This is a genomic window from Streptomyces sp. NPDC101178 (genome assembly GCF_044767965.1).
Lineage (GTDB): Bacteria > Actinomycetota > Actinomycetes > Streptomycetales > Streptomycetaceae > Streptomyces.
Genome location: NZ_JBIWOZ010000008.1, coordinates 106,040 through 130,921 on the forward strand (window position 1 = coordinate 106,040; position 24,882 = coordinate 130,921).

Annotated in this window: 21 protein-coding genes; 5 read left to right on the forward strand and 16 right to left on the reverse strand. The window is 71.4% G+C overall.

What is annotated here, in order from left to right; all coding sequences use genetic code 11:
* Nucleotides 1–26: 26 nt before the first annotated feature.
* From ACIRR8_RS22950 to ACIRR8_RS22995, 10 genes are all read right to left on the reverse strand, one after another.
* On the reverse strand, nucleotides 27–947 hold the full coding sequence (locus tag ACIRR8_RS22950; RefSeq protein ID WP_404067830.1) for a Pro-rich N-terminal domain-containing protein: 921 nt from the start codon (nucleotides 945–947) through the stop codon (nucleotides 27–29).
* Nucleotides 948–1,069: 122 nt separating this feature from the next.
* Entirely contained in the window at nucleotides 1,070–1,510 is a 441-nt protein-coding gene (aroQ, locus tag ACIRR8_RS22955) for a type II 3-dehydroquinate dehydratase (RefSeq protein WP_404067833.1), read from the reverse strand.
* Nucleotides 1,507–3,144 (reverse strand): 3-dehydroquinate synthase, encoded by a 1,638-nt coding sequence (aroB, locus tag ACIRR8_RS22960; protein ID WP_404067837.1) that lies wholly within the window; start codon nucleotides 3,142–3,144, stop codon nucleotides 1,507–1,509. The genes aroQ and aroB overlap by 4 nt, the downstream gene beginning before the upstream one ends.
* Nucleotides 3,141–4,325, reverse strand: a complete 1,185-nt coding sequence (aroC, locus tag ACIRR8_RS22965; RefSeq protein ID WP_404067841.1) for a chorismate synthase — start codon at nucleotides 4,323–4,325, stop codon at nucleotides 3,141–3,143. The genes aroB and aroC overlap by 4 nt, the downstream gene beginning before the upstream one ends.
* 145 nt (nucleotides 4,326–4,470) lie before the next feature.
* Nucleotides 4,471–5,304 (reverse strand): shikimate dehydrogenase, encoded by an 834-nt coding sequence (locus tag ACIRR8_RS22970; RefSeq protein ID WP_404067844.1) that lies wholly within the window; start codon nucleotides 5,302–5,304, stop codon nucleotides 4,471–4,473.
* Complete coding sequence (gene mltG / locus ACIRR8_RS22975) at nucleotides 5,291–7,054, reverse strand: endolytic transglycosylase MltG (protein ID WP_404067847.1); 1,764 nt, start codon at nucleotides 7,052–7,054, stop codon at nucleotides 5,291–5,293. The genes ACIRR8_RS22970 and mltG overlap by 14 nt, the downstream gene beginning before the upstream one ends.
* Nucleotides 7,055–7,155: 101 nt before the next feature.
* Complete coding sequence (ruvX, locus tag ACIRR8_RS22980) at nucleotides 7,156–7,629, reverse strand: Holliday junction resolvase RuvX (RefSeq protein WP_404068558.1); 474 nt, start codon at nucleotides 7,627–7,629, stop codon at nucleotides 7,156–7,158.
* 8 nt (nucleotides 7,630–7,637) lie between these two features.
* Nucleotides 7,638–10,307, reverse strand: a complete 2,670-nt coding sequence (gene alaS / locus ACIRR8_RS22985; RefSeq protein ID WP_404067850.1) for an alanine--tRNA ligase — start codon at nucleotides 10,305–10,307, stop codon at nucleotides 7,638–7,640.
* Complete coding sequence (locus ACIRR8_RS22990; protein ID WP_404067853.1) at nucleotides 10,307–10,651, reverse strand: DUF6167 family protein; 345 nt, start codon at nucleotides 10,649–10,651, stop codon at nucleotides 10,307–10,309. The genes alaS and ACIRR8_RS22990 overlap by 1 nt, the downstream gene beginning before the upstream one ends.
* Nucleotides 10,652–10,658: 7 nt before the next feature.
* Nucleotides 10,659–11,120 carry a DUF948 domain-containing protein gene (locus tag ACIRR8_RS22995; RefSeq protein WP_084744911.1) on the reverse strand — a complete coding sequence of 154 codons (462 nt, stop codon included), beginning with the start codon at nucleotides 11,118–11,120 and terminating at the stop codon, nucleotides 10,659–10,661.
* Between the two features lie 256 nt (nucleotides 11,121–11,376).
* Between ACIRR8_RS22995 and ACIRR8_RS23000 the strand changes: the two genes are divergently transcribed.
* Nucleotides 11,377–13,581 carry an ATP-binding protein gene (locus ACIRR8_RS23000; protein WP_404067855.1) on the forward strand — a complete coding sequence of 735 codons (2,205 nt, stop codon included), beginning with the start codon at nucleotides 11,377–11,379 and terminating at the stop codon, nucleotides 13,579–13,581.
* 17 nt (nucleotides 13,582–13,598) lie between these two features.
* Here the strand turns inward: ACIRR8_RS23000 and rpsD are convergent, their stop codons facing one another.
* Nucleotides 13,599–14,213 carry a 30S ribosomal protein S4 gene (gene rpsD / locus ACIRR8_RS23005; protein ID WP_015607373.1) on the reverse strand — a complete coding sequence of 205 codons (615 nt, stop codon included), beginning with the start codon at nucleotides 14,211–14,213 and terminating at the stop codon, nucleotides 13,599–13,601.
* Nucleotides 14,214–14,404: 191 nt separating this feature from the next.
* Between rpsD and ACIRR8_RS23010 the strand changes: the two genes are divergently transcribed.
* Nucleotides 14,405–15,106 carry a DUF2470 domain-containing protein gene (locus tag ACIRR8_RS23010; protein WP_404067858.1) on the forward strand — a complete coding sequence of 234 codons (702 nt, stop codon included), beginning with the start codon at nucleotides 14,405–14,407 and terminating at the stop codon, nucleotides 15,104–15,106.
* 49 nt (nucleotides 15,107–15,155) lie between these two features.
* Here the strand turns inward: ACIRR8_RS23010 and ACIRR8_RS23015 are convergent, their stop codons facing one another.
* Together ACIRR8_RS23015 and ACIRR8_RS23020 are read right to left on the reverse strand one after the other, a co-directional pair.
* Entirely contained in the window at nucleotides 15,156–16,523 is a 1,368-nt protein-coding gene (locus ACIRR8_RS23015) for a replication-associated recombination protein A (RefSeq protein ID WP_404067861.1), read from the reverse strand.
* A 66-nt stretch (nucleotides 16,524–16,589) separates the two neighbouring features.
* Nucleotides 16,590–17,228, reverse strand: a complete 639-nt coding sequence (locus tag ACIRR8_RS23020; protein ID WP_404067864.1) for a vitamin K epoxide reductase family protein — start codon at nucleotides 17,226–17,228, stop codon at nucleotides 16,590–16,592.
* Between the two features lie 339 nt (nucleotides 17,229–17,567).
* Between ACIRR8_RS23020 and ACIRR8_RS23025 the strand changes: the two genes are divergently transcribed.
* Nucleotides 17,568–17,696, forward strand: a complete 129-nt coding sequence (locus tag ACIRR8_RS23025; RefSeq protein ID WP_404067867.1) for a hypothetical protein — start codon at nucleotides 17,568–17,570, stop codon at nucleotides 17,694–17,696.
* A 55-nt stretch (nucleotides 17,697–17,751) separates the two neighbouring features.
* On the opposite strand, the gene hisS is transcribed toward ACIRR8_RS23025, so the two are convergent.
* Nucleotides 17,752–19,014, reverse strand: a complete 1,263-nt coding sequence (hisS, locus tag ACIRR8_RS23030; protein ID WP_404067869.1) for a histidine--tRNA ligase — start codon at nucleotides 19,012–19,014, stop codon at nucleotides 17,752–17,754.
* 21 nt (nucleotides 19,015–19,035) lie between these two features.
* Complete coding sequence (locus ACIRR8_RS23035) at nucleotides 19,036–19,725, reverse strand: MBL fold metallo-hydrolase (protein WP_404067872.1); 690 nt, start codon at nucleotides 19,723–19,725, stop codon at nucleotides 19,036–19,038.
* Nucleotides 19,726–19,892: 167 nt separating this feature from the next.
* Between ACIRR8_RS23035 and ACIRR8_RS23040 the strand changes: the two genes are divergently transcribed.
* Complete coding sequence (locus tag ACIRR8_RS23040; RefSeq protein WP_404067875.1) at nucleotides 19,893–20,687, forward strand: peptidylprolyl isomerase; 795 nt, start codon at nucleotides 19,893–19,895, stop codon at nucleotides 20,685–20,687.
* A gap of 202 nt (nucleotides 20,688–20,889) precedes the next feature.
* The gene (locus ACIRR8_RS23045) at nucleotides 20,890–22,119 is read left to right on the forward strand and encodes a DUF349 domain-containing protein (RefSeq protein WP_404067878.1); all 1,230 of its coding nucleotides are present in this window, start codon (nucleotides 20,890–20,892) and stop codon (nucleotides 22,117–22,119) included.
* Nucleotides 22,120–22,176: 57 nt separating this feature from the next.
* Here the strand turns inward: ACIRR8_RS23045 and ACIRR8_RS23050 are convergent, their stop codons facing one another.
* The gene (locus ACIRR8_RS23050) at nucleotides 22,177–24,816 is read right to left on the reverse strand and encodes a RelA/SpoT family protein (protein WP_404067880.1); all 2,640 of its coding nucleotides are present in this window, start codon (nucleotides 24,814–24,816) and stop codon (nucleotides 22,177–22,179) included.
* Between the last annotated feature and the right edge of the window lie 66 nt (nucleotides 24,817–24,882).

Here is a 24,882-nt window from a genome sequence, read left to right on the forward strand (position 1 = left end):
TCCGACCGGGGCCGCTCACCAGCCGCTCACCAGGTGGGCGGGGAGGCGATGGAGCGGGCGAGGACGTCGTCCAGGACCCGGGCGGTGGTCTCCACGTCGTACGTCGAGTTGTCGATGATCGGGAGGCCGGAGCCGTACCAGCCGGCCATCCGGCCGTGGATGCGGGCGACCTCCTCGTCGGAGAGCCTGCGGTTGCCGCTGCGGGCGGCGTTGCGCTCCAGGACGATCTCCAGTCCCGGCAGCAGTACGACGGGCAGCAGGCCGGGGCCCACGTGGCGTTTCCAGCCGCCGAGGCCGACGACCGGGCGGTCGGGGAAGACGGCGTCGTCGAGGATGCAGGAGATGCCGTTGGCGAGGAAGTTGCGGGCGGCGAAGCCGCAGGTGCGGCGGGCGAGGCGGTACTGGGCCTCGGAGTGGTCGTTCCAGCCGGCCTGCGGGTCGGCGAAACCGGAGCAGACCCACTCGCGGACGTCATCCAGGGAGACATGGGCGGTGGGCACCCGGCGGCGGGCCGCCCAGAGCCGCGCCGCGGTGGTCTTGCCGGCGCCGGCCGGGCCGATCAGCAGCACGGCGAGCGTGGCGCCGCCTGTGCCGGGCTCGGCGGGGGGTGCGGGCAGCGCCACGGGGCCGCCCGGGGGAAGCGGGACGTGTCCGGTGGGCTGGCCGCCGGAGGGCGGCGGCGTGGGGCCGGTGCCGCTCCAGCCGTACTGCGGGGCCTGGGGCCGCGGGGCCTGGCCGTGCGTCTGGGGTTGCGGAGGGCGGCCGGGGGCGGGCGGCGGGGCATGGCCGGGTGCCGGAGTCTGGCCAGGGGCCTGGGGCGGCGGAGGCATCGGGGGCGGGCCCACGGGTCCGGGGTGGCCGGGGTGCTGGGCCTGGTGCGACCAGCCCGCCGGCCCGTTGCCGGGTCCTTCGGGCGGCGGCAGCGGGGCCCCCACTGGGTGCTGCATCCGGTGGCCACTCCGTCTCGTAACTGCGGCTGACGCTGATGGGACGGCTACCGTACCCTCCCGGGCCGTCTCAGGGTGAACGGCCCGGGAGGACGCGGAGTGCCCGTGGGCACCGGAGACTGTCAGTCCGTCAGTTCGTCGGCCAGGGCCCGCAGCGCGAGCCGGTAGGAGCCGATACCGAACCCGGCGACGGTGCCGGTGGCCACCGGCGCGACCACCGAGGTGTGGCGGAACTCCTCGCGGGCGTACGGGTTGGAGATGTGCACCTCGATCAGCGGCGCGGTGCGCTGGGCCGCCGCGTCCCGCATCCCGTACGAGTAGTGCGTGAAGGCGCCCGGGTTGAGGACGACCGGAATCGAACCGTCCGCCGCCTCGTGGAGCCAGCGGATCAGTTCGCCCTCGTCGTTGGTCTCGCGTACGCCGACGTCGAAGCCGAGCTCCTTGCCGAGCGCGGTGCAGGTCTCGACGAGTCCGGCGTAGGAGGTGGCGCCGTAGACGTCGGGTTCGCGGGAGCCGAGCCGGCCGAGGTTGGGGCCGTTGAGGACGAGGACTCTGCGGGTCACGCGGAGACCTCCCCGTAGGCGGCTAGCAGCACGGCCGGGTCGGGGCCCTCCAGGACGGTGGGCTTGCCGAGGGCGTCCAGGACGATGAAGCGCAGCAGGTCGCCGCGGGACTTCTTGTCGACCTTCATGTTCTCCAGCAGCTTGGGCCACTGGTCGCCCCGGTAGGTGAGCGGCAGGCCCACCGACTCCAGGACGGTGCGGTGCCGGTCGGCGGTGGCGTCGTCGAGGCGCCCGGCGAGCCGGCCCAGCTCGGCGGCGAAGACCATGCCGATGGAGACGGCCGCGCCGTGGCGCCACTTGTACCGCTCGTTCTTCTCGATGGCGTGGCCGAGCGTGTGGCCGTAATTGAGGATCTCGCGGAGGCCGGACTCCTTGAGGTCGCTGGAGACGACCTCGGCCTTGACCCGGATGGAGCGCTCGATCAGCTCGGCGGTGTGCGGTCCGGCGGGCGTACGGGCGGCCTCCGGGTCGGCCTCGATCAGGTCGAGGATGACCGGGTCGGCGATGAAGCCGGCCTTGATGATCTCGGCCATGCCGGAGACGTAGTCGTTGACCGGCAGCGATTCCAGGGCCGCGAGGTCGCAGAGGACCCCGGCGGGCGGGTGGAAGGCGCCGACGAGGTTCTTGCCCTCGGCGGTGTTGATGCCGGTCTTGCCGCCGACGGCCGCGTCGACCATGCCGAGGACGGTGGTGGGGACCGCGATCCAGCGCACCCCGCGCAGCCAGCTGGCCGCGACGAACCCGGCGACGTCCGTGGTGGCGCCGCCGCCGATGCCGACGATGACGTCGGTGCGGGTGAAGCCGGTCTGGCCGAGCGCCTTCCAGCAGTAGGCGGCGACCTCGACGGTCTTGGCCTCCTCCGCGTTCGGCAGCTGGATCGCGATGGCCTCGTACCCCTGGTCCGCGAGGTCCTGGCGGACCGCCTCACCGGTCTCGGCGAGCGCCTCGGGGTGCAGGACGGCGACCCGCTTCGCGCGGTCGCCGATGAGCTGGGGCAGCTCGCCGAGGAGCTGATGGCCGACGAGGACCTCGTACGGGTCGGAGCCCGCCGAGCCTGCGACCTGGATGCGGGTGGGGCCCTGCTGCGTCATGCCGGTGTTCTCCACGCCGGGGGCGGCTTGGCCCTCCGGCAGTTCCAGTGCGTCGATGATCGCCTGGGCGACCTCTTCCGGGGTGTTCTCGTCGGTGGCGACGACCGTACGGGCCACCTCTTCGTACAGGTGGCGGCGCGCGTCCATCAGCTCGCGCCACTGCCGGCGCGGGTTGACCGCGAGCAGCGGGCGGGCGGTGTTGAGGCCGACGCGGCGGACGGCCTCGTCCACGTCCATGGAGAGGTAGACGACCGGGCGGCCCACCAGCAGCTCCCTGGTCGCCTCGTCCAGGACGGCTCCGCCGCCGAGGGAGAGGACGCCCGCGTGTCCGGCGACGGCCGCTTCGACGGCCTGGCGCTCCAGGGCGCGGAAGTGGTCCTCGCCCTCGTCGTAGAAGATCTCCGCGATCGGCTTGCCCGCCTCGGCGACGACGTCCGCGTCGGTGTCCCGGTAGGTGGTGCCGAGCCGGGCGGCGAGCAGTTCGCCGACGGTGGACTTGCCGACGCCCATGGGGCCGACGAGGACGACCAGGGGGCCGCTCATCGGATCTGGAGGTGGTCGAGGTACGACTGGACGTTGCGGTGGGTCTCGGCCACGCTGTCGCCGCCGAACTTCTCCGCGACCGCGTCGGCCAGGACCAGGGCGACCATCGCCTCCGCGACGATGCCCGCGGCCGGGACGGCGCAGACGTCGGAGCGCTGGTGGTGGGCCTTGGCGGCTTCGCCGGTGACGACGTCCACGGTGGCCAGGGCGCGCGGCACGGTCGCGATGGGCTTCATCGCGGCGCGGACCCGCAGCAGCTCGCCGGTGGTCAGCCCGCCCTCGGTGCCGCCGGAGCGGCCGGAGGTGCGGCGGATGCCCTCGTCGGTGGCGACGATCTCGTCGTGCGCCTTCGAGCCGGGGACCCGGGCCAGCTCGAAGCCGTCGCCGACCTCGACGCCCTTGATGGCCTGGATGCCCATGAGCGCGGCGGCGAGCCGGGCGTCCAGGCGCCGGTCCCAGTGCACGTGCGAGCCGAGCCCGACGGGCACGCCGTACGCCAGCACCTCGACGACCCCGCCGAGGGTGTCGCCGTCCTTGTGGGCCTGGTCGATCTCGGCCACCATCGCCTTGGACGCGTCGGCGTCCAGGCAGCGGACCGGGTCGGCGTCCAGCTTCTCCACGTCGGCGGGGAGCGGGTAGACGCCGTACGGCGCCTTCGCGGCGGCCAGCTCCACGACATGGCTGACGATCTCGATGCCCGCGGTCTCCTTGAGGTAGGAGCGGGCGACGGCCCCGAGGGCGACGCGTGCGGCGGTCTCCCGGGCGCTGGCGCGCTCCAGGACCGGCCGGGCCTCGTCGAAGCCGTACTTCTGCATCCCCGCCAGATCGGCGTGGCCCGGGCGCGGACGGGTCAGCGGGGCGTTACGGGCCGACTCGGCCAGCACGGCGGGGTCGACCGGGTCCGCCGACATGACCTGCTCCCACTTGGGCCACTCGGTGTTGCCGACCATGACGGCGACCGGCGAGCCCATCGTGAGCCCGTGGCGTACGCCGCCGAGGAAGGTGACCTCGTCCTGCTCGAACTTCATCCGGGCACCGCGCCCGTACCCCAGGCGCCGCCGGGCGAGCGCCTCGGCGACCATCTCCGTCGTGACCGGGACACCGGCGGGAAGACCCTCCAGCGTCGCCACCAGTGCGGGGCCGTGCGACTCGCCCGCGGTCAGCCAGCGCAACCTGCTCAAAGGTGCTCCTCATGCTCGCGCCTGAAAATCCGACGGCGCGACCAGGTGCGCGGCCCCGGCCCGCCGTCGTCGATCCTCCCACGACTGTGGGCGGTGTCCGGCCGCCGGTCCAGCAACCGGACGCCACTTCATCAGGTCGAACGTGTCAGCGGGCCGCGAGCGCCGCTTCCCCGGCCCGCCGCATGGCCGCCAGCGGCGCGGGGCGCCTCCCGGTCATCTGCTCCACCTGAAGGGCAGCCTGGTGCACGAGGAGGTCGAGCCCGCCGACGACAGCACCACCGCGCGCGGACCAGGCCGAGGCCAGCGCCGTCGGCCACGGCTCGTACAGCACGTCGAAGAGGATGCCCGGGTTCTGCGGTACGTCGGCGGCCACGGCGTCCGTCGTGCCCGCCGGAGTCGTGGCGATGACCAGCGGCGCGTCGAGCGCCCGCGGCCCCTCCGCCCAGTCGGCCACCCGGACGTCCACGCCGAGGCGCCGGCCCCAGCCGCGCATCTCGTCGCCGCGTTCCCGGCTGCGTACGTAGGCGGTGACCGGTCCCGCGCAGATCACCGCGAGCGCGGCGAGGGCGGAGGAGGCGGTGGCGCCGGCGCCGAGGACGGCTGCCGACTCGACCTTCTCGACCCCGCGCTCCCGCAGGGCGGCGATCATTCCGGGGATGTCCGTGTTGTCGCCGACCCGTCGGCCGTCCTCGGTGAACACGACCGTGTTGACGGCCTCCACCGAGGCGGCGGTCGGGCTGATCTCGTCCAGCAGCGGGATGACCGCCCGTTTGAGCGGCATGGTCAGCGACAGCCCCGCCCAGAAGGAGTCCAGCCCCTCGATGAACCCGGGCAGCGCCGCCTCGTCGACCTCGAACCGGTCGTAGGACCGGTCGACGAGGCCGAGCTCGGCATAGGCGGCGCGGTGCAGCGCCGGGGAGAGCGAGTGGGCGATGGGCGAGCCGAGGACGGCGGCCCGGTGCGTGTCAGCCGAGGGCATCGAACTTCCTCTTGAGCTTGAGGTGCTCGTCGTACGTCTTGGCGAACTCGGTCTTGTGCATGCCGTCGGTCGCCACGAAGTACAACCAGCCGTCCGCGGTGGGGTTCAGGGCCGCGCCCAGCGCATCGGCGCCGGGGTTGCTGATGGGCCCGGGAGTGAGCCCCTTCTGCGTGTACGTGTTGTACGGGTCCTTGTTGCTGAGGATCTCGGACTCGCTGATCTTGATGTTGCTCTGCTTCTTGAGGTAGTTGAACGCCGAGTCGAACTGAAGCAGTTGGTTCGTCTCGGTATTGGTGGGCTTGAGGCGGTTGTAGACGACCTCGGCCATCTTCCGGAAGTCGTCGTGGGTCTTGCCCTCCACCTGCACCAGGCTCGCCACCGTGACCACCTGCCACGGCCCGTCGAGCTGGTGCTTCCTGGCGACGGCCTCCAGGTCGAGCTTCTTGTACTCCTTGTCGGCCCGCGCGACCATCCGCTTCAACGTGTCCTCGGGCTTCGACCCCTTGGCGACCGGGTAGGCCGCCGGATACAGGAAGCCCTCCAGCGGATCCTTCACGTCCGGGTTGTCGTCGGCCCAGTCGGGCAGCCCCAGCGACTCCGCCTTGGTCCTGGCGATCTTCGCCGTGGTGCCCTCTGCCAGCTTGAGCCGCTCGTCGATCTTCGCGTAGACCGCGGCATTGCGGGTGCCCTCGGGGATCACGAGCGCGTTCTGGCTCTTCGGGTCGAGCATCAGCGTGATCGCGCTGGCCGCCGACATCTCCTTGTTCAGGAGGTACACACCGGCCTGGAGCGACTTGCCTTTGGGGTTGTCGTTCTGTGCCGCGACGAAGGCGTCGGACGACTTGATGACGCCCTTCTTGCGCAGGATGTTCGCGATGTCGTAGCCGTAGGAGCCCTCGGGGATCTCGACCTCGACCTGCTCGCCGGTGCCCGAACCCGCGTAGTCGGCCGGGGCACCGAACTGCTTCTTCCAGTACGTGTACCCCACGTACGACGCTCCCCCGAGGCCGCCGACCAGGACGACGGCGACGACCAGGCAGGCGCAGCCGTTGCGGCTTTTCTTCTTCTTGCCCTTGCCGCCCCGGCGCTCGCCGTCGCCGCGGTCACGGCGTGCGGAGCGCGAGGAGTCGTCGTCCGGGTCGTCGTCGCCGTCGCGGGGCTCCCGGGGGGCCGGGTCGTCGGCGCCGGTGAAGAAAGGATGTGTCTCTTCCTGCGGCTGGTCCGGGTCCCAGCCCGCCGACGGCCCCTGCTGCTGCTCGGGCTGAGGAGGCTGCTGCGGCTCGGCTTCACGACGGCCCGGCGGCTGCGGCGGAGGGTAGGCCTCCGGCGTGCCGTAGTAGTCGTGCGATTCGCCGTAGCCGGGTTGCTGCTGCGCGTAGTACGGGTCCTGGGGATCGGTCCCGTACGGCATGGCGGGCTGCTGACCGGAGTCCCAGCCACCGTCGTACTGCGGCTGGGCGGGAGGCTGCTGACCGTACGGGTCCTGATGCTGCGCACCGTACTGCTGGTGCTGGTACTGCTGCGCGTACTGCTGGCTCTGGTCGTACTGCTGGTGCGGGTACTGCTGGTGGTTCTGGTGCTGGTGGTTCTGGTCCTGCTGGGCGTACGGGTCCTGCGGATAGGGCTGCTGCTGGTCGCCGTACTGGCCCTGGCCGTGGGCGGCCTGACGGCCTCCCCATCCCTGGTCCCCGTACAAGGGGTCCTCGGGATGCCACGGTTCGGAGCCGGGGCCCCGGCCATACTCAGTCATCGATCCCCTAGAGCCGCGAGACGCCGTTCCGTCTCTTCGCTTCGCTGTGCGGTGTTTGTTCGAACCACCGACGCATCGCGCGGAACGTTACCGTATCGCGATCAGACAACCACTTCGACGCCCTCTCCCGGGGGATTGCCTGACGCCCGTTCGGACTCCAGAGCGTTCTGAAGGATCACCACAGCGGCAGCCTGGTCGATGACAGACCGGCCCTTCTTGGACTTCACGCCCGAGGCGCGCAGCCCCTGAGTGGCCGTCACTGTGGTCATCCTCTCGTCCACCAACCGCACCGGAACGGGGGCGATCGAACGGGCGACCACCTGGGCGAAGGCGCGGACCTTGGCTGCCGCGGGGCCCTCGCCGCCGCCGAGGGAGCGGGGCAGGCCGAGGATGACCTCGATCGGCTCGTACTCCTCGACGATGGCCACCAGCCGCCGGTGGGCGGCCGGGACATCGCGTCCCGGCACGGTCTCCACCGGCGTGGCCAGGATCCCGTCGGGGTCGCACGAGGCGACCCCGATCCGGGCGTCCCCGACGTCGACGGCGAGCCGGCGTCCGCGGCGCATCCGCGTCATCCCGTCGGTCACGCGGTCTCGGTGACGAGGCGTTCGACAGCGGCGACGGCGTCGCCGATGGCGGCCGGGTTCGTGCCGCCGCCCTGGGCGACGTCCGGCTTGCCGCCGCCACCGCCGCCGAGCGTCTTGGCGGCCGTACGGACGAGGTCACCGGCCTTGAGGCCGCGTTCGCGGGCGGCCTCGTTGGTGGCGATGACGGTGAGCGGGCGGCCGTTGGCCGTGGTGAACAGGGCCACGACGGCCGGGCGGCCGCCCTGGATGCGGCCGCGCACGTCCAAAACCAGCTTGCGCAGGTCGTCGGCGGAGGTGCCGTCGGGCACCTGGCCGGTGACCAGGGCCACGCCGCGTACGTCCTTGGCGGAGTCGACCAGTCCGGCGGCGGCCGCGAGGACCTTCTCCGCGCGGAACTTCTCGATCTCCTTCTCGGCATCCTTCAGCTTGCCGAGCATGCCCGCGATCTTCTCCGGGAGCTCCTCCGGACGGCCCTTGACCAGTTCCTGGAGCTGGGCGACGACCGTGTGCTCCCGGGCGAGGAAGTTGTACGCGTCCACGCCGACGAGTGCCTCGATACGGCGCACGCCGGAGCCGATGGACGACTCGCCGAGCAGCTTGACCAGGCCGAGCTGGGCGGTGTTGTGGACGTGGGTGCCGCCGCACAGCTCCTTGGAGAAGTCGCCGATGGTGACGACCCGGACCCGCTCGCCGTACTTCTCGCCGAACTCGGCGATGGCGCCCTGCTTCTTGGCCTCGTCGATCGACATGACCTCGGCCTGGACGTCGAGTTCGCGCGAGAGGACCTCGTTGATCTTCTGCTCGACGTCGGTGAGGACCGTGCCGGGAACGGCGGCGGGCGAACCGAAGTCGAAGCGGAAGCGGCCCGGGGAGTTCTCGGAGCCGGCCTGGGCGGCCGTCGGGCCGAGCGCGTCGCGCAGCGCCTGGTGGGTGAGGTGCGTGGCGCTGTGGGCGCGGGCGATGGCCCGGCGGCGGGTGGAGTCGATGGAGGCGAAGACCGGGGCCCCCACCGTCACCTCGCCGACCTGGACGACACCCTTGTGGACGTGGACGCCGGGAACCGGCTTCTGGACGTCGCGGATCTCGATGACGGCACCGGTGTCGAGCCGGATCCGGCCGGTGTCGGCGAGCTGGCCGCCGCCCTCGGCGTAGAAGGGGGTGCGGTCGAGGACGACCTCGACCTCGTCGCCCTCGGTGGCGGCGGGCGAGGGCACCCCGTCGACCAGCAGGCCGACGATGGTGGACTCGCCGGCGGTGGCGGTGTAGCCGGTGAACTCCGTGGCGCCGGAGGTGTCGGCCACCTCGCGGTAGGCGGAGAGGTCGGCGTGACCGGTCTTCTTGGCGCGGGCGTCGGCCTTGGCCTTGTCGCGCTGCTCCTGCATGAGGCGGCGGAAGCCGTCCTCGTCCACCGAGAGGCCCTGCTCGGCGGCCATCTCCAGGGTCAGGTCGATCGGGAAGCCCCAGGTGTCGTGGAGCAGGAACGCCTTGTCACCGGCGATGACCTGGCCGCCGGCGGCCTTGGTCTCGGTGACGGCGGTCTCCAGGATGTTGGTGCCGCCCTTGAGGGCCTTGAGGAAGGCGGCCTCCTCGGCCAGCGCGACCGTCTCGATGCGCTTGCGGTCGGTGACCAGCTCCGGGTACTGCAGTCCCATCGTGTCGATCACGACGTCGACCAGGTCCTTGACGACCGAGCCGGTGGCACCCATCAGCCGCATGTTGCGGATGGCGCGGCGCATGATGCGGCGCAGCACATAGCCGCGGCCCTCGTTGCCGGGGGTGACGCCGTCGCCGATGAGCATCACCGACGTACGGATGTGGTCGGCGACGACGCGGAGCGAGACGTCCGTGCCGTTCTCCGCGCCGTACCGGACGCCGGTCAGCTCGGTGGCCTTGTCCATGACGACGCGCAGGGTGTCGGTCTCGTACATGTTCTGTACGCCCTGGAGGATCATCGCGAGGCGTTCCAGGCCGAGACCGGTGTCGATGTTCTGCGACGGCAGGTCCCCGAGGATCGGGAAGTCCTCCTTGCCGTCACCGGCACCGCGCTCGTACTGCATGAAGACCAGGTTCCAGATCTCCACGTAGCGCTCGTCGTTGACGGCGGGGCCGCCCTCGACGCCGAACTCGGGGCCGCGGTCGTAGTTGATCTCCGAGCACGGGCCGCAGGGTCCGGGGACGCCCATGGACCAGAAGTTGTCCTTCTTGCCCAGGCGCTGGATGCGCTCGGCGGGGACGCCGATCTTGTCGCGCCAGATCTGCTCGGCCTCGTCGTCGTCGAGATAGACGGTGATCCAGAGCTTCTCGGGCTCCAGGCCGAAGCCGCCGTCCTCGACGGAGTTGGTCAGTGCCTCCCAGGCGAGCTGGATGGCGCCTTCCTTGAAGTAGTCGCCGAAGGAGAAGTTCCCGCACATCTGGAAGAAGGTGCCGTGGCGGGTGGTCTTGCCGACCTCTTCGATGTCCGGCGTACGCACGCACTTCTGCACGCTGGTGACGCGGGGGGCGGGCGGCTTGACCTCACCGAGGAAGTACGGCTTGAAGGGGACCATGCCCGCGGGGACCAGCAGCAGAGTCGGGTCGTCCGCGATGAGCGACGCCGAAGGCACGACGGTGTGACCGCGCTCCTCGAAGAAGCTCAGCCAGCGGCGGCGGATTTCAGCCGACTCCATTAGTGGTCCTCATTCCGGTTGTTCGAGTTGTAGGGGAGCTTGCGGTACGTGTTCGGGTGGGCGGGCTCGGCCGCCTCGACGGCGTGGTGCCGCTGTACGGGGAGGTCGGGGTCGACCGGTGCCTCCAGGCCCAGCGCGCCGCCCAGTTCGGCTTCGCGCCGGACCATGTTGTCGCGGACGTCGAGGGCGAAGTCCTTGAGCTTGTGGCCGGTCTCGATCGCCTTGTCGGCGGCCTGCGCGGCGAGGCTCTCGGGCGTCAGCTGCTTGATCTTGCGGTTGACCTTGGTGGTGGCCCACACACCGGCGGCTGCGCCGGCGGTGAACCAGAACGTGCGGCGGAACATCGCTGGATCAGTCCTTCTGTCCGCGGGGGTTTCGGCGTTCGCGCTTGCGTCCGCGCGCCGAGGGGACGGTCCGGCCGACGATCACCGTGCGGCGGACGGAGGAGCGGCCACGCGCCGGTTCCGGTTCGGGCTCGGGGGCGGTGCGGCGGCCCAGCGCCTGCCGGACGCCGTAGCCGAAGGCGGCCACCTTGACGAGCGGTCCGCCGAAGGTGGAGGCGACGGTGGTGGAGAGCGCGGAGGCGTTGGAGGTGACCTCCTGGACGTCGCTCGCGATGGCGTCGACCTTGTCCAGCTGGGTCTGCGCGGACCGGACCGTCGCCGAGGCGTCGGCCAGCAGCGGAACGGCCTGTTCGGTCACGTCCGCCACCAGCTTGGTGGTCGCCCTCAGCGTCTGGGCGAGCCTCACCAGCACCACGGCGAGGAACGAGACCAGGATCGCCCAGAAGACGGCCACGAGGATCCCGGCCACCTCTCCACCGGACACAGTGCACCGCTTCCTGCTCGTCGCTTGTCTGCTTGTCGCTCGGCCCCCTGCGGGGGCTCGTCTCCGCCGGTGCGGCCGGCTCCCGCCCGCACGCCCGATCGTCGTCCCACGAGCCTATCGCGCCGCGCATCTCCTCCCCTACCGCATTCCCGGCGGGCCCCGGCGCATTCTCCGCGGGCGGGACCGGAGTTCGACGGCGCGATTGTACGGAGAGCATGCGGGCCAGTACCCTGCGTGTTTCATGCGACGCCTGCAGCACCCTGCCATGAACCCGGATGATCCGGACTCCCCTTCCTCGGCCCCCATCGGCAATGTCCCGGCGGAGCTGAACCGGTTCGTGGGCCGCGCGGCGGAACTGGCGGCGCTGGGCGGGCTGCTGGAGGAGTCCCGCCTGGTCACTGTCGCCGGAGTGGCGGGCGTGGGCAAGAGCCGGTGTGTCAGCAGGGTCGCCGCGCTGCTGGAGAAACGGTACTGCGACGGCGTCTGGCTCGCCGAGCTGTCCCCCGTCCACGACCCCGGCCTGCTGGAACACGCCGTGGCCGATGCGCTGGGGCTGACCGACCACACCGGCCGCGCTCCGCGCACGGTCCTCGTCGAACACCTCCGGGAGCGGCAGGTGCTGCTGGTGCTGGACGGCTTCGAGCACCTGGTGGACGCCTGCGCCGGTCTCGTACGGGAGTTGCTGCGCCGGGCGCCGGGGCTCCGGGTGCTCGCGGCCGGGCGCCGGCCGCTCCTGGTGGACGGCGAAGTGACGTTCACCCTCGCGCCCATGTGCGAAGAGGACGCGCTGGAGCTCTTCTCGGAGCGGGCCCGCTCGGTGCGGCCGGAGTGGGAGCCGACGGGTGCGGAGCGGGCTGCCGTGCTGGAGCTCTGCCACCGCCTCGACGGGATTCCGCTGGCGCTGGAGCTGGCCGCCGGGCGGCTGCGCGCGCTCTCGGTCGACCAGGTGCTGCTGCGCCTGGACGACCGGTTCCGGCTGCTGACCGGCGGCAGCCGCGGCGCTCCGCTCCGCCACCGGGCGCTGCGTACGGCGATCGGCTGGAGCCATGAGCTGTGCACGCCCGAGCAGCGGCTGCTGTGGGCGCGGCTCTCGGTCTTCGCCGGGCAGTTCGACCTGGAGGCCGCCGAGTACATCTGCGGCGGCGCCGGCCTGCCGGCCGACTCGGTGCTCGATGTGCTGGAGGAGCTGCTGGCCCAGTCGGTGGTGGAGCGTGAGGACGGTGCGGCCGGCACGCGCTACCGGCTGCTGGAGTCGGTCCGTGAGTACGGTGCCGAGTGGCTGGCGGCGACCGGCGACACCCGGCGGATGCGGCGGCGCCACCGGGACTGGTTCCTGGGTCTCGCGACCTGGTGCGAGCTGGACTGGTTCTCGCCCCGCCAGGCGGAGGTGGCGGCCCGGATCGGCAGCGAGCTGCCGAACCTCAGGCGGGCGATGGAGTGCTCCATGGAGAGCCCCGAGGAGGTCCATCTGGCACACCATCTGGCGGGTTCGCTCTGGTTCTACTGGGCCGGGTGCGGGCGGCTGTCGGAGGGGCGGTACTGGCTGGAGCACGTATTGGAGGAGCCGACCCCGTACGACGCCTCGCGGCTCAAGGTGCTGTGGGTGCTCGGGTATGTGGCGGTGCTCCAGGGCGACGCGGTGGGTGCGGTCTCGGCGCTCCAGGAGTGCCGGGAGGAGGCCGAGCGGTCCGGGGACGCCACGGCGATGGCGTACGCGGTGCACCGCACCGGCTGTCTGGCGATCGTCACGGACGATCCGGCGCGCGCCGAGGAGCTGTTGCGGGACGCGCTCGGCCGCTACCGGGAGATCGGCGAGCTGAACAGCAATGTGGTGATGGCGCAGGTGGAGCTGGCCATGGCGGTGGCGTTCCAGGGGGATCTGGACGCGGCGGCGGACATCTGCGAGGAGGTCCGGGAGGTCTGCGAGGACCACGGGGAGCGGTGGGCGCAGGCGTACGCGCTCTATGTGCTGGCGTACGCGGCGCTGCGGCGGGGCAGGCCGGAGCGGGCGCGGCGGATGCTCGGGGAGTGCCTGACGATCGGCCGGGCCTTCGACGACCTGCTGGCCACCGCGCTCTCGCTGGAGCTGCTGGCGCTGGTGACGGCGGTGGAAGGAGATGCCGGGGAGGCCGCGGTGCTGCAGGGGGCGGCGGAGCGGATCTGGCCGTCGGTGGGGCCGCCGCTGTTCGGCTCGGTGCACTTCGGGCGGCCGCGCGTGGAGTGCGAGGAGCAGGTGCGGCGGGAGCTGGGGGACGCGGCGTACGAGACGGGACTGCGGGCCGGGCGGCGGCTGGACCGGGCCGCCGTGGTGGAGCGGGCGCTGAGGGGAGGGGGTGGCCGGGAGCGCCGCGACACACCCGGGGCGGACGGTGGTCCCGCTGCCGGGGGAACGCGAAGGCCCGCCGCCTCCCGGATGACCGGGAGGGGCGGGCCGGAGCGCTGGTGAGAGCGGCTACGCCTGGATCAGCGGGCGTAGTACTCGACGACGAGCTGCTCGTCGCAGATCACCGGGATCTCCTTGCGGTTCGGGTCCCGGTCCAGGCGGAAGGCCAGGGCCTTCAGGTTCACCTGGAGGTAGCGCGGGGTCTCACCGTCGGTGTCGTAACCGCCCTCGCGGGCCACCTGGAAGGGGACCTTGGTGCGGCTGCGCTCGCGGACCTGGACGACGTCGTCGGGGCGCACGCGGAAGGACGGCTTGTCGACCTTGCCACCGTTGACCTCGATGTGGCCGTGGACGACCATCTGACGGGCCTGGTAGATGGTGCGGGCGATGCCCGAACGCAGGACCAGGGCGTCGAGACGGCGCTCGAGCTCGACGACCAGCGCCTCGCCCGTCTTGCCTTCGGCCTTCTTGGCGCGGTCGTAGGCGCGCGCCATCTGGCGCTCGCTGATGTCGTACTGCGCACGCAGGCGCTGCTTCTCCAGCAGACGGACCTTGTAGTCCGAGTTCTGCTTGCGGCCACGGCCGTGCTCGCCCGGCGGGTACGGACGCGCTTCGAAGTACTTGACAGCCTTGGGCGTCAGAGCGATGCCGAGGGCACGCGACTTCTTGACCTTGGGACGCGACTGGTTAGGCACGTTCTCCAGACCTCCGTTGTAGGTTAGGTTAGGCTTACCTTACTCAAGGAGATCGCATGTCTCGCCCTGGGAACACCACTCACGTCACGGACAGCACAGACAGCGGCAGCACCTCTTCAGAGGGTGCTGCTACGACGGAAGGCCGATCTGATCGTGGTCAGCCGCGTCCCAGCGGGCTTGATACCACTCGGATGCCGTCAGCAGCCGAGCGCACACGAACTCTCGTACAGAGTACCTGCTCCGCACTGCTGGTCGTACCGGGGCTCGATCTGGCCCGCGCCGAACCGCTGATCCCGGACAGCAGGAGCGTCGGTCCCGAGGGCGACCTGTTCCTCGAATTCCCCGCGGACTCCCCGGCGGTCCGGGCCGCGACGCACGCGCAGGGCGACGAGCTGACAGCCGTGCTGGAGATCACGGACGTCGCTCCGGTCTCCGTACCGCACCGCATCCGCGGCCGCGCCTGGGTCTCCGGCTGGCTCACCTCCGTTCCCGGTATCGCGGAGCCCGGCCGGATGATGCTGCGCCTGGAGTTCGGCGAGGCGTACGTGGACGACCTCTGGGGCGCCGAGGACATCGAGGCGGAGGACTTCCGGGACGCCGCACCCGATCCGCTCGCCGGCCACGAGGCGGAGCTGCTCCAGCACCTGCACTCCGCCCACGACGACCAGATGCGCACGCTGTGCGGGCTGCTCGGCGAGCGCACCGCGCGGGTCTGCTCCTCGCACCGGCCCACCGCCGTGCCGGTGGCGCTGGACCGCTTCGGACTGCGGGTGCGCTTCGTGGCGGACAAGGGGTCGTGCTTCGACGCCCGCTTCGAGTTCCCGGAGCCGGTACGGGACGTCACCGAGCTGCGGCGGGCGATGCACACACTCTTCGAGGCGGCCGCGTCCTGACCGCGCCCCGGGGGGTCCGGGACGCGGCCGCTGCGCCGGTACGCGTACGTCAGGACGGGTCCGCGCCTTGGGGAGTACGGCCCAGGCGCTCGCGGACCCGCTCGACCACGTCCGCGTACCTCGCCTCGGCGCCGTGCCGGGTCGGGGTGTAGTACTGCCGGTCGCGGACCGCGTCCGGGGCGTACTGCTGGGCGGCGATGCCGCCCTGGACGTCGTGCGGATAGACATAGCCCTGGGCGTGGCCGAGCTTGGCGGCGCCCTTGTAGTGGCCGTCGCGCAGATGCGCCGGGACCGGGCCGGCCAGCCCTTTGCGTACGTCCTCCTGCGCGGCGAAGATCGCGAGCGTCGCCGCGTTGGACTTGGGCGCGAGCGCCAGGGCGATCGTGGCGTGGCTGAGAGTGAGCGCGGCCTCCGGGAAACCGATCATCGCGACGGCCTGTGCGGCCGCCACGGCCGTCGGCAGCGCGGTGGGGTCGGCGAGGCCGATGTCCTCGCTGGCGGAGATCATCAGCCGCCTGGCGATGAACCGGGGGTCCTCCCCCGCCTCGATCATCCGGGCCAGGTAGTGCAGGGCGGCGTCCACGTCGGAGCCGCGGATGGACTTGATGAGCGCGCTGGCCACGTCGTAGTGCTGGTCGCCGTCGCGGTCGTACTTCACGGCGGCCCGGTCGACGGTCGCCTCGACCGTCTCCAGCGTGATCTCCGCCTCGTGCGTGGCGAGCGCCGCACCGGCGGCCGCCTCCAGGGCGGTGAGCGCCCGGCGCGCGTCGCCGCCCGCGATCCGCAGGAGATGTGCCTCCGCGTCCGCGGGCAGCGTGACCGCTCCGCCGAGCCCGCGCTCGTCGGTCAGCGCCCGGCGCAGCAGATCACGCAGGTCGTCGTCGGTGAGCGGCTCCAGGGTGAGGAGCAGGGAGCGCGAGAGCAGCGGCGAGATGATCGAGAAGTACGGATTCTCCGTGGTGGCGGCGATCAGCGTCACCCAGCGGTTCTCCACGGCGGGGAGCAGGGAGTCCTGCTGGGCCTTGGAGAAGCGGTGGATCTCGTCCAGGAAGAGGACGGTCTCCTTGCCGAAGCCACCGGTGGCGCGGCGCGCGCTCTCGATGACGGCCCGGACCTCCTTGACGCCCGCGGTGATCGCGGACAGCTCCACGAAGCGCTTGTTGGTGGCCTTGCTGACCACGTACGCCAGGGTCGTCTTCCCGGTGCCGGGCGGACCCCACAGGATCACCGACGAGGCCCCGGCCGGACCGCCGCTCCCCTCGACGAGCCGGCGCAGCGGCGACCCCGGCTTGAGCAGATGCTGCTGGCCGACGACCTCGTCCAGGACGCGCGGACGCATCCGGACAGCGAGGGGGCTGCTGGACGGGTCCTTCTCCTGGCGGTCTTCGGCGGCTGCGGTAAAGAGGTCGGGCTCCACGCCATGAAGCCTATGCGACCCCACTGACAGTGCCCCGTGCGGCCGCCTCCGGATGTGCGGAGGTGATCAGCTGGTCCAGAAGTCCCACCAGCGCGTCAGGATCAGCATCCCGATGATCCCGATCCAGAGCACCGGCGGCACCCAGTGGAACTCGGTCAGCCCGTTCCGCAGCCAGGCGGGCGCGGGGAGGATGCGGTGCTTGACGTTGTGCGTGGTCACGTAGCAGAACATGATGATCGTCGCGACCCAGGCCAGGCAGCACCACAGGCAGAGCGAGTTGATGTTGTACAGCGACTGGTACTGGAGCCAGGTGCAGAAGCCGACGCCGAACAGGGTGCCCGCGTTGAGGCCGAGCCAGAACCAGCTGCGGAAGCGGGCGCCGGCGAGCAGGCCCATGCCGATGGCGATGACCATGCCGTACGTGACCAGGCCGAGCATCGGGTTGGGGAACCCGAACGCCGCGGCCTGCTCGCTCTTCATGATGTTGCCGCACGCGACGACCGGGTTGAGGCTGCAGCCGGGGGTGAAGGAGGGGTCCTCCAACAGCTTGAACTTGTCGATGGTGATGACCCAGGAGGCCAGCAGACCGGCCGCGCCGGTGATCACCAGAAGCAGGGCAAGACCCCGTCCGGCCCCGAAGGTGCGCTTACCGCCGTCCTCGTCCAGGTGGGACGGGGAGTGGTGGTCTACCGCTGCAGTCGTCATATCGCCGTTCCATCACTGAGTGGTCAGCCGGGCACGGTCATTGTGCCGCACCCCTGGACGGGTCAGCCGTTCGGTGGACATAAAGGTGTACGGGAGGCGGGCGGGAAAACGCGGCCACCACTGGATGCTCGGGCCCAAGACCAAACATGCGGTGGATGTGCGTGAGGATGAACCGGCCTCCGTGTGGTTGACGGTGGGGGAATCGGCCACGCGCGAGGCGCGCCCCTTCCCGCTCCAGCCGTTCTGGCACCGGGCCGGGCGCCGGAGGAGGGCTGCTGTGTCCGCCGAGCTTTTGGGCGAAGGGCCCACCGGTGCCTCCGGAGCGCGGGAACCCGATGAGTGGGCCGGCCCGTTGCGCCCCTGGACGGCGACTTCGGCGCGGCCTGGGCGGCCGCGGTCGTCCTGGTGGTCGGCGTCAACGACCGGACGGCTCCGGTGACGGGGGCGATACGGCAGGGGGTGCTCTGAAAAGGGCGGGGCGCGGACGGAAGACCTCCGTCCGCGCCCCGTACGTCCGACCGGCTCAGCCCAGCCGCTTCGTCAGCTCCGCGACGACCTCGGCCAGCGGCACCGCGCTCTGCTCGCCGGACTCCATGTCCTTCAGCTGGACGGCTCCCTCGGCCAGGTCGCGTTCACCGGCCACCAGGGTGTAGCGGGCGCCCGAGCGGTTGGCGCTCTTCATCGCGCCCTTCAGGCCGCGGCCGCCGAAGGCGAAGTCGGCGGCGATGCCCGCGCGGCGCAGTTCGGTGACGACGGAGAAGAGGGCCCGGCGGGCCTCCTCGCCGAGCGGGACCGCGTAGACGCTGGTGGTGACCGGGAGGTCCAGCTCTACGCCCTCGGCCTCCAGCGCGAGGACCGTGCGGTCCACGCCGAGGGCCCAGCCGACCGACGGCAGCGCGGGGCCGCCGATCATCTCGGAGAGGCCGTCGTAGCGGCCGCCGCCGCCCACCGCGGACTGGGAGCCCAGGCCGTCGTGGACGAACTCGAAGGTGGTGCGGGTGTAGTAGTCGAGGCCGCGGACGAGCTTCTCGTCGTCCTCGTACGCGACTCCGGCCGCCGTCAGCAGCGCGCGGACCTCCTCGTGGTACGCCTTGCAGGCGTCGCAGAGGTGGTCGCGGAGCTTGGGAGCGTCGGTGAGCTGCTTCTGTACGTCGGGCCGCTTGTCGTCCAGGACACGCAGCGGGTTGATCTCGATGCGGCGGCGGGTCTCCTCGTCGAGGTCGAGGTCGCGCAGGAAGGTCTGGAGCGCCTCGCGGTAGACGGGGCGGCACTCCTTGTCGCCGAGCGAGTTGAGCAGGATGCGGAACTGGCGCAGGCCGAGCGAGCGGTACGCCTGGTCGGCCAGGATGATCAGCTCGGCGTCCAGGACCGGGTCCTCGGTGCCGATGGCCTCGGCGCCGACCTGCGAGAAGTGGCGGTAGCGGCCCTTCTGCGGACGCTCGTAGCGGTAGTACGAGCCGGAGTACCAGAGCTTGACCGGGAGGTTGCCGGCCTTGTGGAGGTTGGCCTCCAGGGCGGCGCGCAGGACGGACGCGGTGCCTTCGGGGCGCAGCGCCAGTTCGGCGCCGCCCTTGGTGGTGAGGGTGTACATCTCCTTGGTGACGATGTCGGTGGACTCACCGACACCGCGTGCGAAGAGCTCGACGTCCTCGAAGCCGGGTGTCTCGATGTAGCCGTAGCCGGAGTCGCGCAGGGGCGCGGCGATGGCCTCGCGCACCGCCAGGAACTTCGCGGAGTCCGGCGGGGTCAGGTCGTACGTGCCCTTGGGGGCCTGGAAGGTGCTCACGTAAGTTGCGTCTCTCGTCTTCTACAGTCCTCGGCGCGGCGGCGCGTCCAGACCGTTCAGGAACGGGTTGGTGGCGCGCTCGCGGCCGATGGTCGTCTGGGGGCCGTGGCCGGACAGCACCACGGTCGAGTCGTCGAGCGGCAGGCACACGCGGGCCAGCGACGTCAACAGCTCGGCGTGGTCGCCGCCGGGCAGGTCGGTACGTCCGACGGAGCCGGCGAAGAGCAGGTCGCCCGAGAAGAGGACCGGCGGGATGTCCGCGGCCTCGGGCATCCCGAACGTCACCGACCCCTTGGTATGGCCGGGCGCGTGCGAGACGCCGAACTCCAGCCCCGCCAGGGTCAGCTTCGAGCCGTCGGTCAGCTCCTTGACGTCGTCCGGCTCCCCCACGGTCAGCTCGCCCATGAGCGGCATCCCGATGGAGCGGCCGAGCGCCTTCTCCGGGTCGCTCATCATGTAGCGGTCCTCGGGGTGGATCCAGGCGGGGACGTCATGGGCGCCGCAGACGGGGACGACCGAGGCGACATGGTCGATGTGGCCGTGGGTGAGCACGACGGCGACGGGCTTGAGCCGATGCTTCTTCAGCGCTTCCTCGACGCCTTGGGCGGCCTGGTGGCCCGGGTCGATGATCACGCACTCCTCACCGGCGGCGGGGGCGACCAGATAGCAATTGGTCCCCCAGGCCCCGGCGGGGAACCCGGCAATGAGCACGATCGTCCTTAATGTTCGTCCGGAGGATGCGGTGGCGGCATGGGTCGCGGCAGTTCAGAGCCTACCGGCGCTCCTCATGACACAGGTAACCCATATACGGTACGGGCAGCCCAGCCCCGATTCCCACGACGTACCCCCGACGTCACGACGCAACAAGGAGCCAACCGGTGTCCAGCAGCGAACAGCGGCGGCGGCAGCTCGCCCGGGAGAAGTTCGAGCGCCAGCAGAAGCGCCGGGAGGAAGCCCGTCGCCGGACGAGGCGCATCACCGCGATCGTCGCGGCGTCGGTGGCTGTGGTCGCCGTCGTCGGTGTGAGCGCGTTCGTCGTGGCGGGCAAGGACGACGGCAAGGACGACAAGAAGACGGACGCGGCCGCGAGCCAGAGCCCGGAGCCGACGCCCTCGGAGAGCGAGAGCAAGGCTCCCGAGCCGCCGATGGAGATCGACAAGAAGGCGACGTACACGATGTCGCTGGGGACGAGCCAGGGCGACATAGCGTTCGCCATCGACGCGGCGAAGACCCCGCGCACGGCGAACTCCTTCAAGGCGCTCGCCGACAAGGGCTACTTCGACGGGACCAAGTGCCACCGCCTCACCACCCAGGGCATCTTCGTCCTGCAGTGCGGTGACCCCAAGGGCGACGGCACCGGCGGCCCCGGCTACAACATCCCGGACGAGAACCTGACGGCGCTCGGCGAGGCCGGCGCCGACGGCACGGTGACGTTCCCGGCGGGCACGGTGGCGATGGCCAACACGGGCCAGCCGGGCTCCGGCGGCAGCCAGTTCTTCCTGGTCTACAAGGACACCAAGCTGCCTCCGACCTACACCCCGTTCGGCAAGCTCGACAAGGCCTCCCTGAAGGCCGTGGAGAAGGTCGGCGCCGCGGGTGTCGAGGGCGGTGCGGGCGACGGTGCTCCGAAGAAGGCCGTGGAGATCGAGAAGGCGACGGTGGAGAAGAACTGATCCGGCCGCACGGCCCAGGGGTGGCTCGCGCACCCGGGGCCGCCGGGCGGGAGCGGATAATTTCGGCCGCGCGGAGTGCGGACAGCCGGGTGGCCGGTCGCCTAGATTGGCGTTGTGCAGGGCGGGCGAGGCCCGCCCGAGGAAACTGTGGACGATGCCCGGGGGGCGAACCCCCTCGCAGGCATCAGGTGGAGGAGGCGCTGTGAGCAGCGACCCGTGGGGCCGCGTCGACGAGACGGGCACCGTGTACGTGCGTACAGCCGACGGCGAGCAGGTCGTCGGATCGTGGCAGGCCGGTTCGCCTGAGGAGGCTCTGGCCTATTTCGAGCGCAAGTACGACGGCATTGTGGTCGAGATCGGCCTCCTCGAACGGCGGGTGAAGACCACCGATCTGTCGGCGAAGGACGCGACGACCGCGATCGACCACCTGCGGCAGCAGGTGGACGAACACCACGCGGTGGGCGACCTGGACGCGCTGCGCAAGCGGCTGGACGCGCTCGCGGCGACGGTCGAGGCACGGCGCGAGGAGCGCAAGGTCCTCAAGGCCAAGCAGACCGACGAGGCCAAGCACGCCAAGGAGGCGCTGGTCGCCGAGGCGGAGGAGCTGGCGCAGAGCGAGCAGTGGCGCTCCGCCGGTGAGCGGCTGCGGGCACTGGTGGACACCTGGAAGGGTCTCCCCCGCCTGGACCGCAAGTCGGACGACGAGCTGTGGCACCGCTTCTCGCATGCCCGCTCGGCGTTCTCCAAGCGGCGCAAGGCCCACTTCGCCGCGCTGGACGCCCAGCGCGAGGAGGCCCGCAAGGCCAAGGAGAAGCTGGTCACCGAGGCGGAGTCGCTCTCCGGTTCGACGGACTGGGTCGGCACGGCCGCGCGCTACCGCGACCTGATGACCGAGTGGAAGGCGGCGGGCCGCGCCCAGCGCGAGGCCGAGGACGACCTGTGGAACCGTTTCCGCGGTGCCCAGGACGTCTTCTTCGCCGCCCGCGGCGAGGTGTTCGCCGAGCGCGACGCCGAGCAGGGCGAGAACCTCAAGCTCAAGGAGGAGCTCGCCGCCGAGGCCGAGAAGCTGGTGCCGGTGAAGGACCTGAAGGCGGCACGCGCCGCCTTCCGGGGTATCAACGAGCGCTGGGAGGCCATCGGCCACGTACCGCGTGACGCACGGCCCAAGGTCGAGGGCCGGATGCAGGCGGTGGAGCGGGCGCTCCAGGAGTCCGAGGAGTCCGAGTGGCGCCGGACGAACCCGGAGGCGCGGGCCCGCGCCGCGGGTCTGACCGGTCAGCTCCAGGCGGCCGTGGACAAGCTGCGCGGCCAGATCGACGCCGCGCGCGCCCAGGGCAACAACGCCCGCGCGGACAAGCTGGCCAAGGAGCTGGAGGGCCGGCAGGCGCTGCTGGACCAGGCGCTGAAGGGCCTGGAGGAGTTCGGCGGCTGAGGCCCCGTGGAGAAGCCCCGGTACGGGACGCGTACCGGGGCTTCTCCGTTGCCGCTGTTACGGCCTGCGCGCCGACGTGACCCGGTAGACGTCGTAGACGCCCTCCACGCCGCGTACCGCCTTCAGGACGTGGCCCAGGTGCTTCGGGTCGCCCATCTCGAAGGTGAAGCGTGAGGTGGCCACCCGGTCGCGGGAGGTCTGGACGGCCGCCGACAGGATGTTGACGTGCTGGTCGGAGAGGATCCGCGTGACGTCGGAGAGGAGCCGGGAGCGGTCCAGCGCCTCGACCTGGATGGCGACCAGGAAGACCGAGGACTGGGTGGGGGCCCACTCGACGTCGAGGATCCGCTCCGGCTGCTGCGAGAGCGACTCCACGTTGACGCAGTCGGCGCGGTGCACGGAGACGCCACTGCCCCGGGTGACGAAGCCGATGATCGGGTCGCCGGGGACCGGCGTACAGCAGCGGGCGAGCTTGACCCAGACGTCCTCGACGCCCTTGACGACGACGCCGGGGTCGGCGTTGGCGCGGCGTTTGCTGCGGCCGCCGTGCGAGGGCGGGGTGGCTTCGGCCAGGTCCTCGTTGGCCTCGTCGTGGCCACCGAGCGCCTGCACCAGCTTCTGGACGACGCCGGCCGCCGCGACATGGCCCTCGCCGATCGCCGCGTACAGCGAGGAGATGTCCGGATAGCGCATCTCGTGGGCGAGGGTGACCAGCGAGTCGCCGGTCAGGATGCGCTGGATCGGCAGGTTCTGCTTGCGCATGGCCCGCGCGATGGCGTCCTTGCCCTGCTCGATGGCCTCGTCGCGGCGCTCCTTGGAGAACCAGGCGCGGATCTTGTTGCGGGCGCGCGGCGACTTGACGAAGCCGAGCCAGTCCCGAGAGGGTCCGGCGCCGGCCGCCTTGGAGGTGAAGACCTCGACCAGGTCGCCGTTGTCGAGCGTCGATTCGAGCGGGACGAGCCGCCCGTTGACGCGTGCCCCTATGGTCCGGTGGCCGACCTCGGTGTGGACGGCGTACGCGAAGTCGACGGGGGTGGCGCCGGCGGGCAGCGCTATCACGTCGCCCTTCGGCGTGAAGACGAAGACCTCGTTGCGCGAGAGGTCGAAGCGCAGGGACTCCAGGAACTCGCTGGGGTCCTCGGTCTCCTTCTGCCAGTCCAGGAGCTGGCGCAGCCACGCCATGTCGTTGACGGTGTCCTGGCCGCGTCCGGTGTTCTTGGGGACGTCGGTACGGACCTTGGAGGCGCCGGCGACGGCTTCCTGCTTGTACTTCCAGTGCGCGGCGATGCCGTACTCGGCGCGGCGGTGCATGTCGAACGTGCGGATCTGGAGCTCGACGGGCTTGCCGCTGGGGCCGATCACCGTGGTGTGCAGCGACTGGTACATGTTGAACTTGGGCATCGCGATGTAGTCCTTGAACCGCCCCGGCACCGGGTTCCACCGGGCATGGACGGTGCCGAGCGCCGCGTAGCAGTCGCGGACCGTGTCGACGAGGACGCGGATGCCCACCAGGTCGTAGATCTCGGCGAAGTCGCGGCCTCGCACGATCATCTTCTGGTAGACGCTGTAGTAGTGCTTGGGTCGGCCGGTGACGGTGGCCTTGATGCGGGCGGCGCGCAGGTCGGCCTGGACCTCGTCGGTCACTATGGCCAGATACTCGTCGCGCTTGGGGGCCCGCTCGGCGACGAGGCGGACGATCTCGTCGTACATCTTCGGGTAGAGGATCGCGAAGGCGAGGTCCTCCAGCTCCCACTTGATGGTGTTCATGCCCAGCCGGTGCGCCAGCGGGGCGTAGATCTCCAGCGTCTCGCGGGCCTTCTTCTCCTGCTTCTCGCGCTTGAGGTAGCGCATGGTACGCATGTTGTGCAGGCGGTCGGCGAGCTTGATGACCAGGACCCGGGGGTCCTTGGCCATGGCGACGACCATCTTGCGTACGGTCTCGGCCTGCGCGGCCTCGCCGAACTTGACCTTGTCCAGCTTGGTGACGCCGTCGACGAGGAGCGCGACCTGGTCGCCGAACTCGCGCTTGAGGGTGTCCAGGCCGTACTCGGTGTCCTCGACGGTGTCGTGGAGCAGCCCGGCCATCAGCGTGGCCGGATCCATACCCAGCTCGGCGAGGATCGTGGTGACGGCGAGCGGGTGCGTGATGTACGGGTCGCCGCTCTTGCGCTTCTGGCCGCGGTGCCAGCGCTCGGCCACCTGGTAGGCGCGCTCGATCTGGCGGAGGGTGGCCGTCTCGATCTTGGGGTCGTTGCCGCGGACCGTACGGAGGAGGGGCTCCAGGACCGGGTTGTACGGGCTGGAACGCTGTACGCCCAGTCGGGCGAGGCGGGCGCGCACGCGGTTGGAGGAGCCGCCGGAGCGGGGAGCGGATCCGGCCGGGACGGCGGGCTTCACGGGCGGCGGAGGCGTGGGGGCCGGGGGCTTCGGCTGCGGTGTGGCGGCCGGTCCGGCGGGGGCCTGTGCCTTGGTCCCGGGGGCTTTCGCGCTCGGCGGCGGGCTCGCCGGAGTGGCCGGATTCTTCGGCTGAGGCGGCTGGGAGGGCTGCGTGGCGGCCGGGGGGCGCTCGGAGGCTGGATCGGGCTCCGGGGGCGCGGGCTTCGGCGCGTTCGAGGGCGCGGCCTTCCCGGGCGTGGCGGGGGACGCCACGGGCTTGTCGGGCTGCGGGGCGGCGGCTGACTGGGCCTCGTCTGGCAAGAGCGCTCCTCGTGCGGATCCGGGGTACCCGGAGAGCCCATGGTAACGATCCCCCGGCGCGACCTC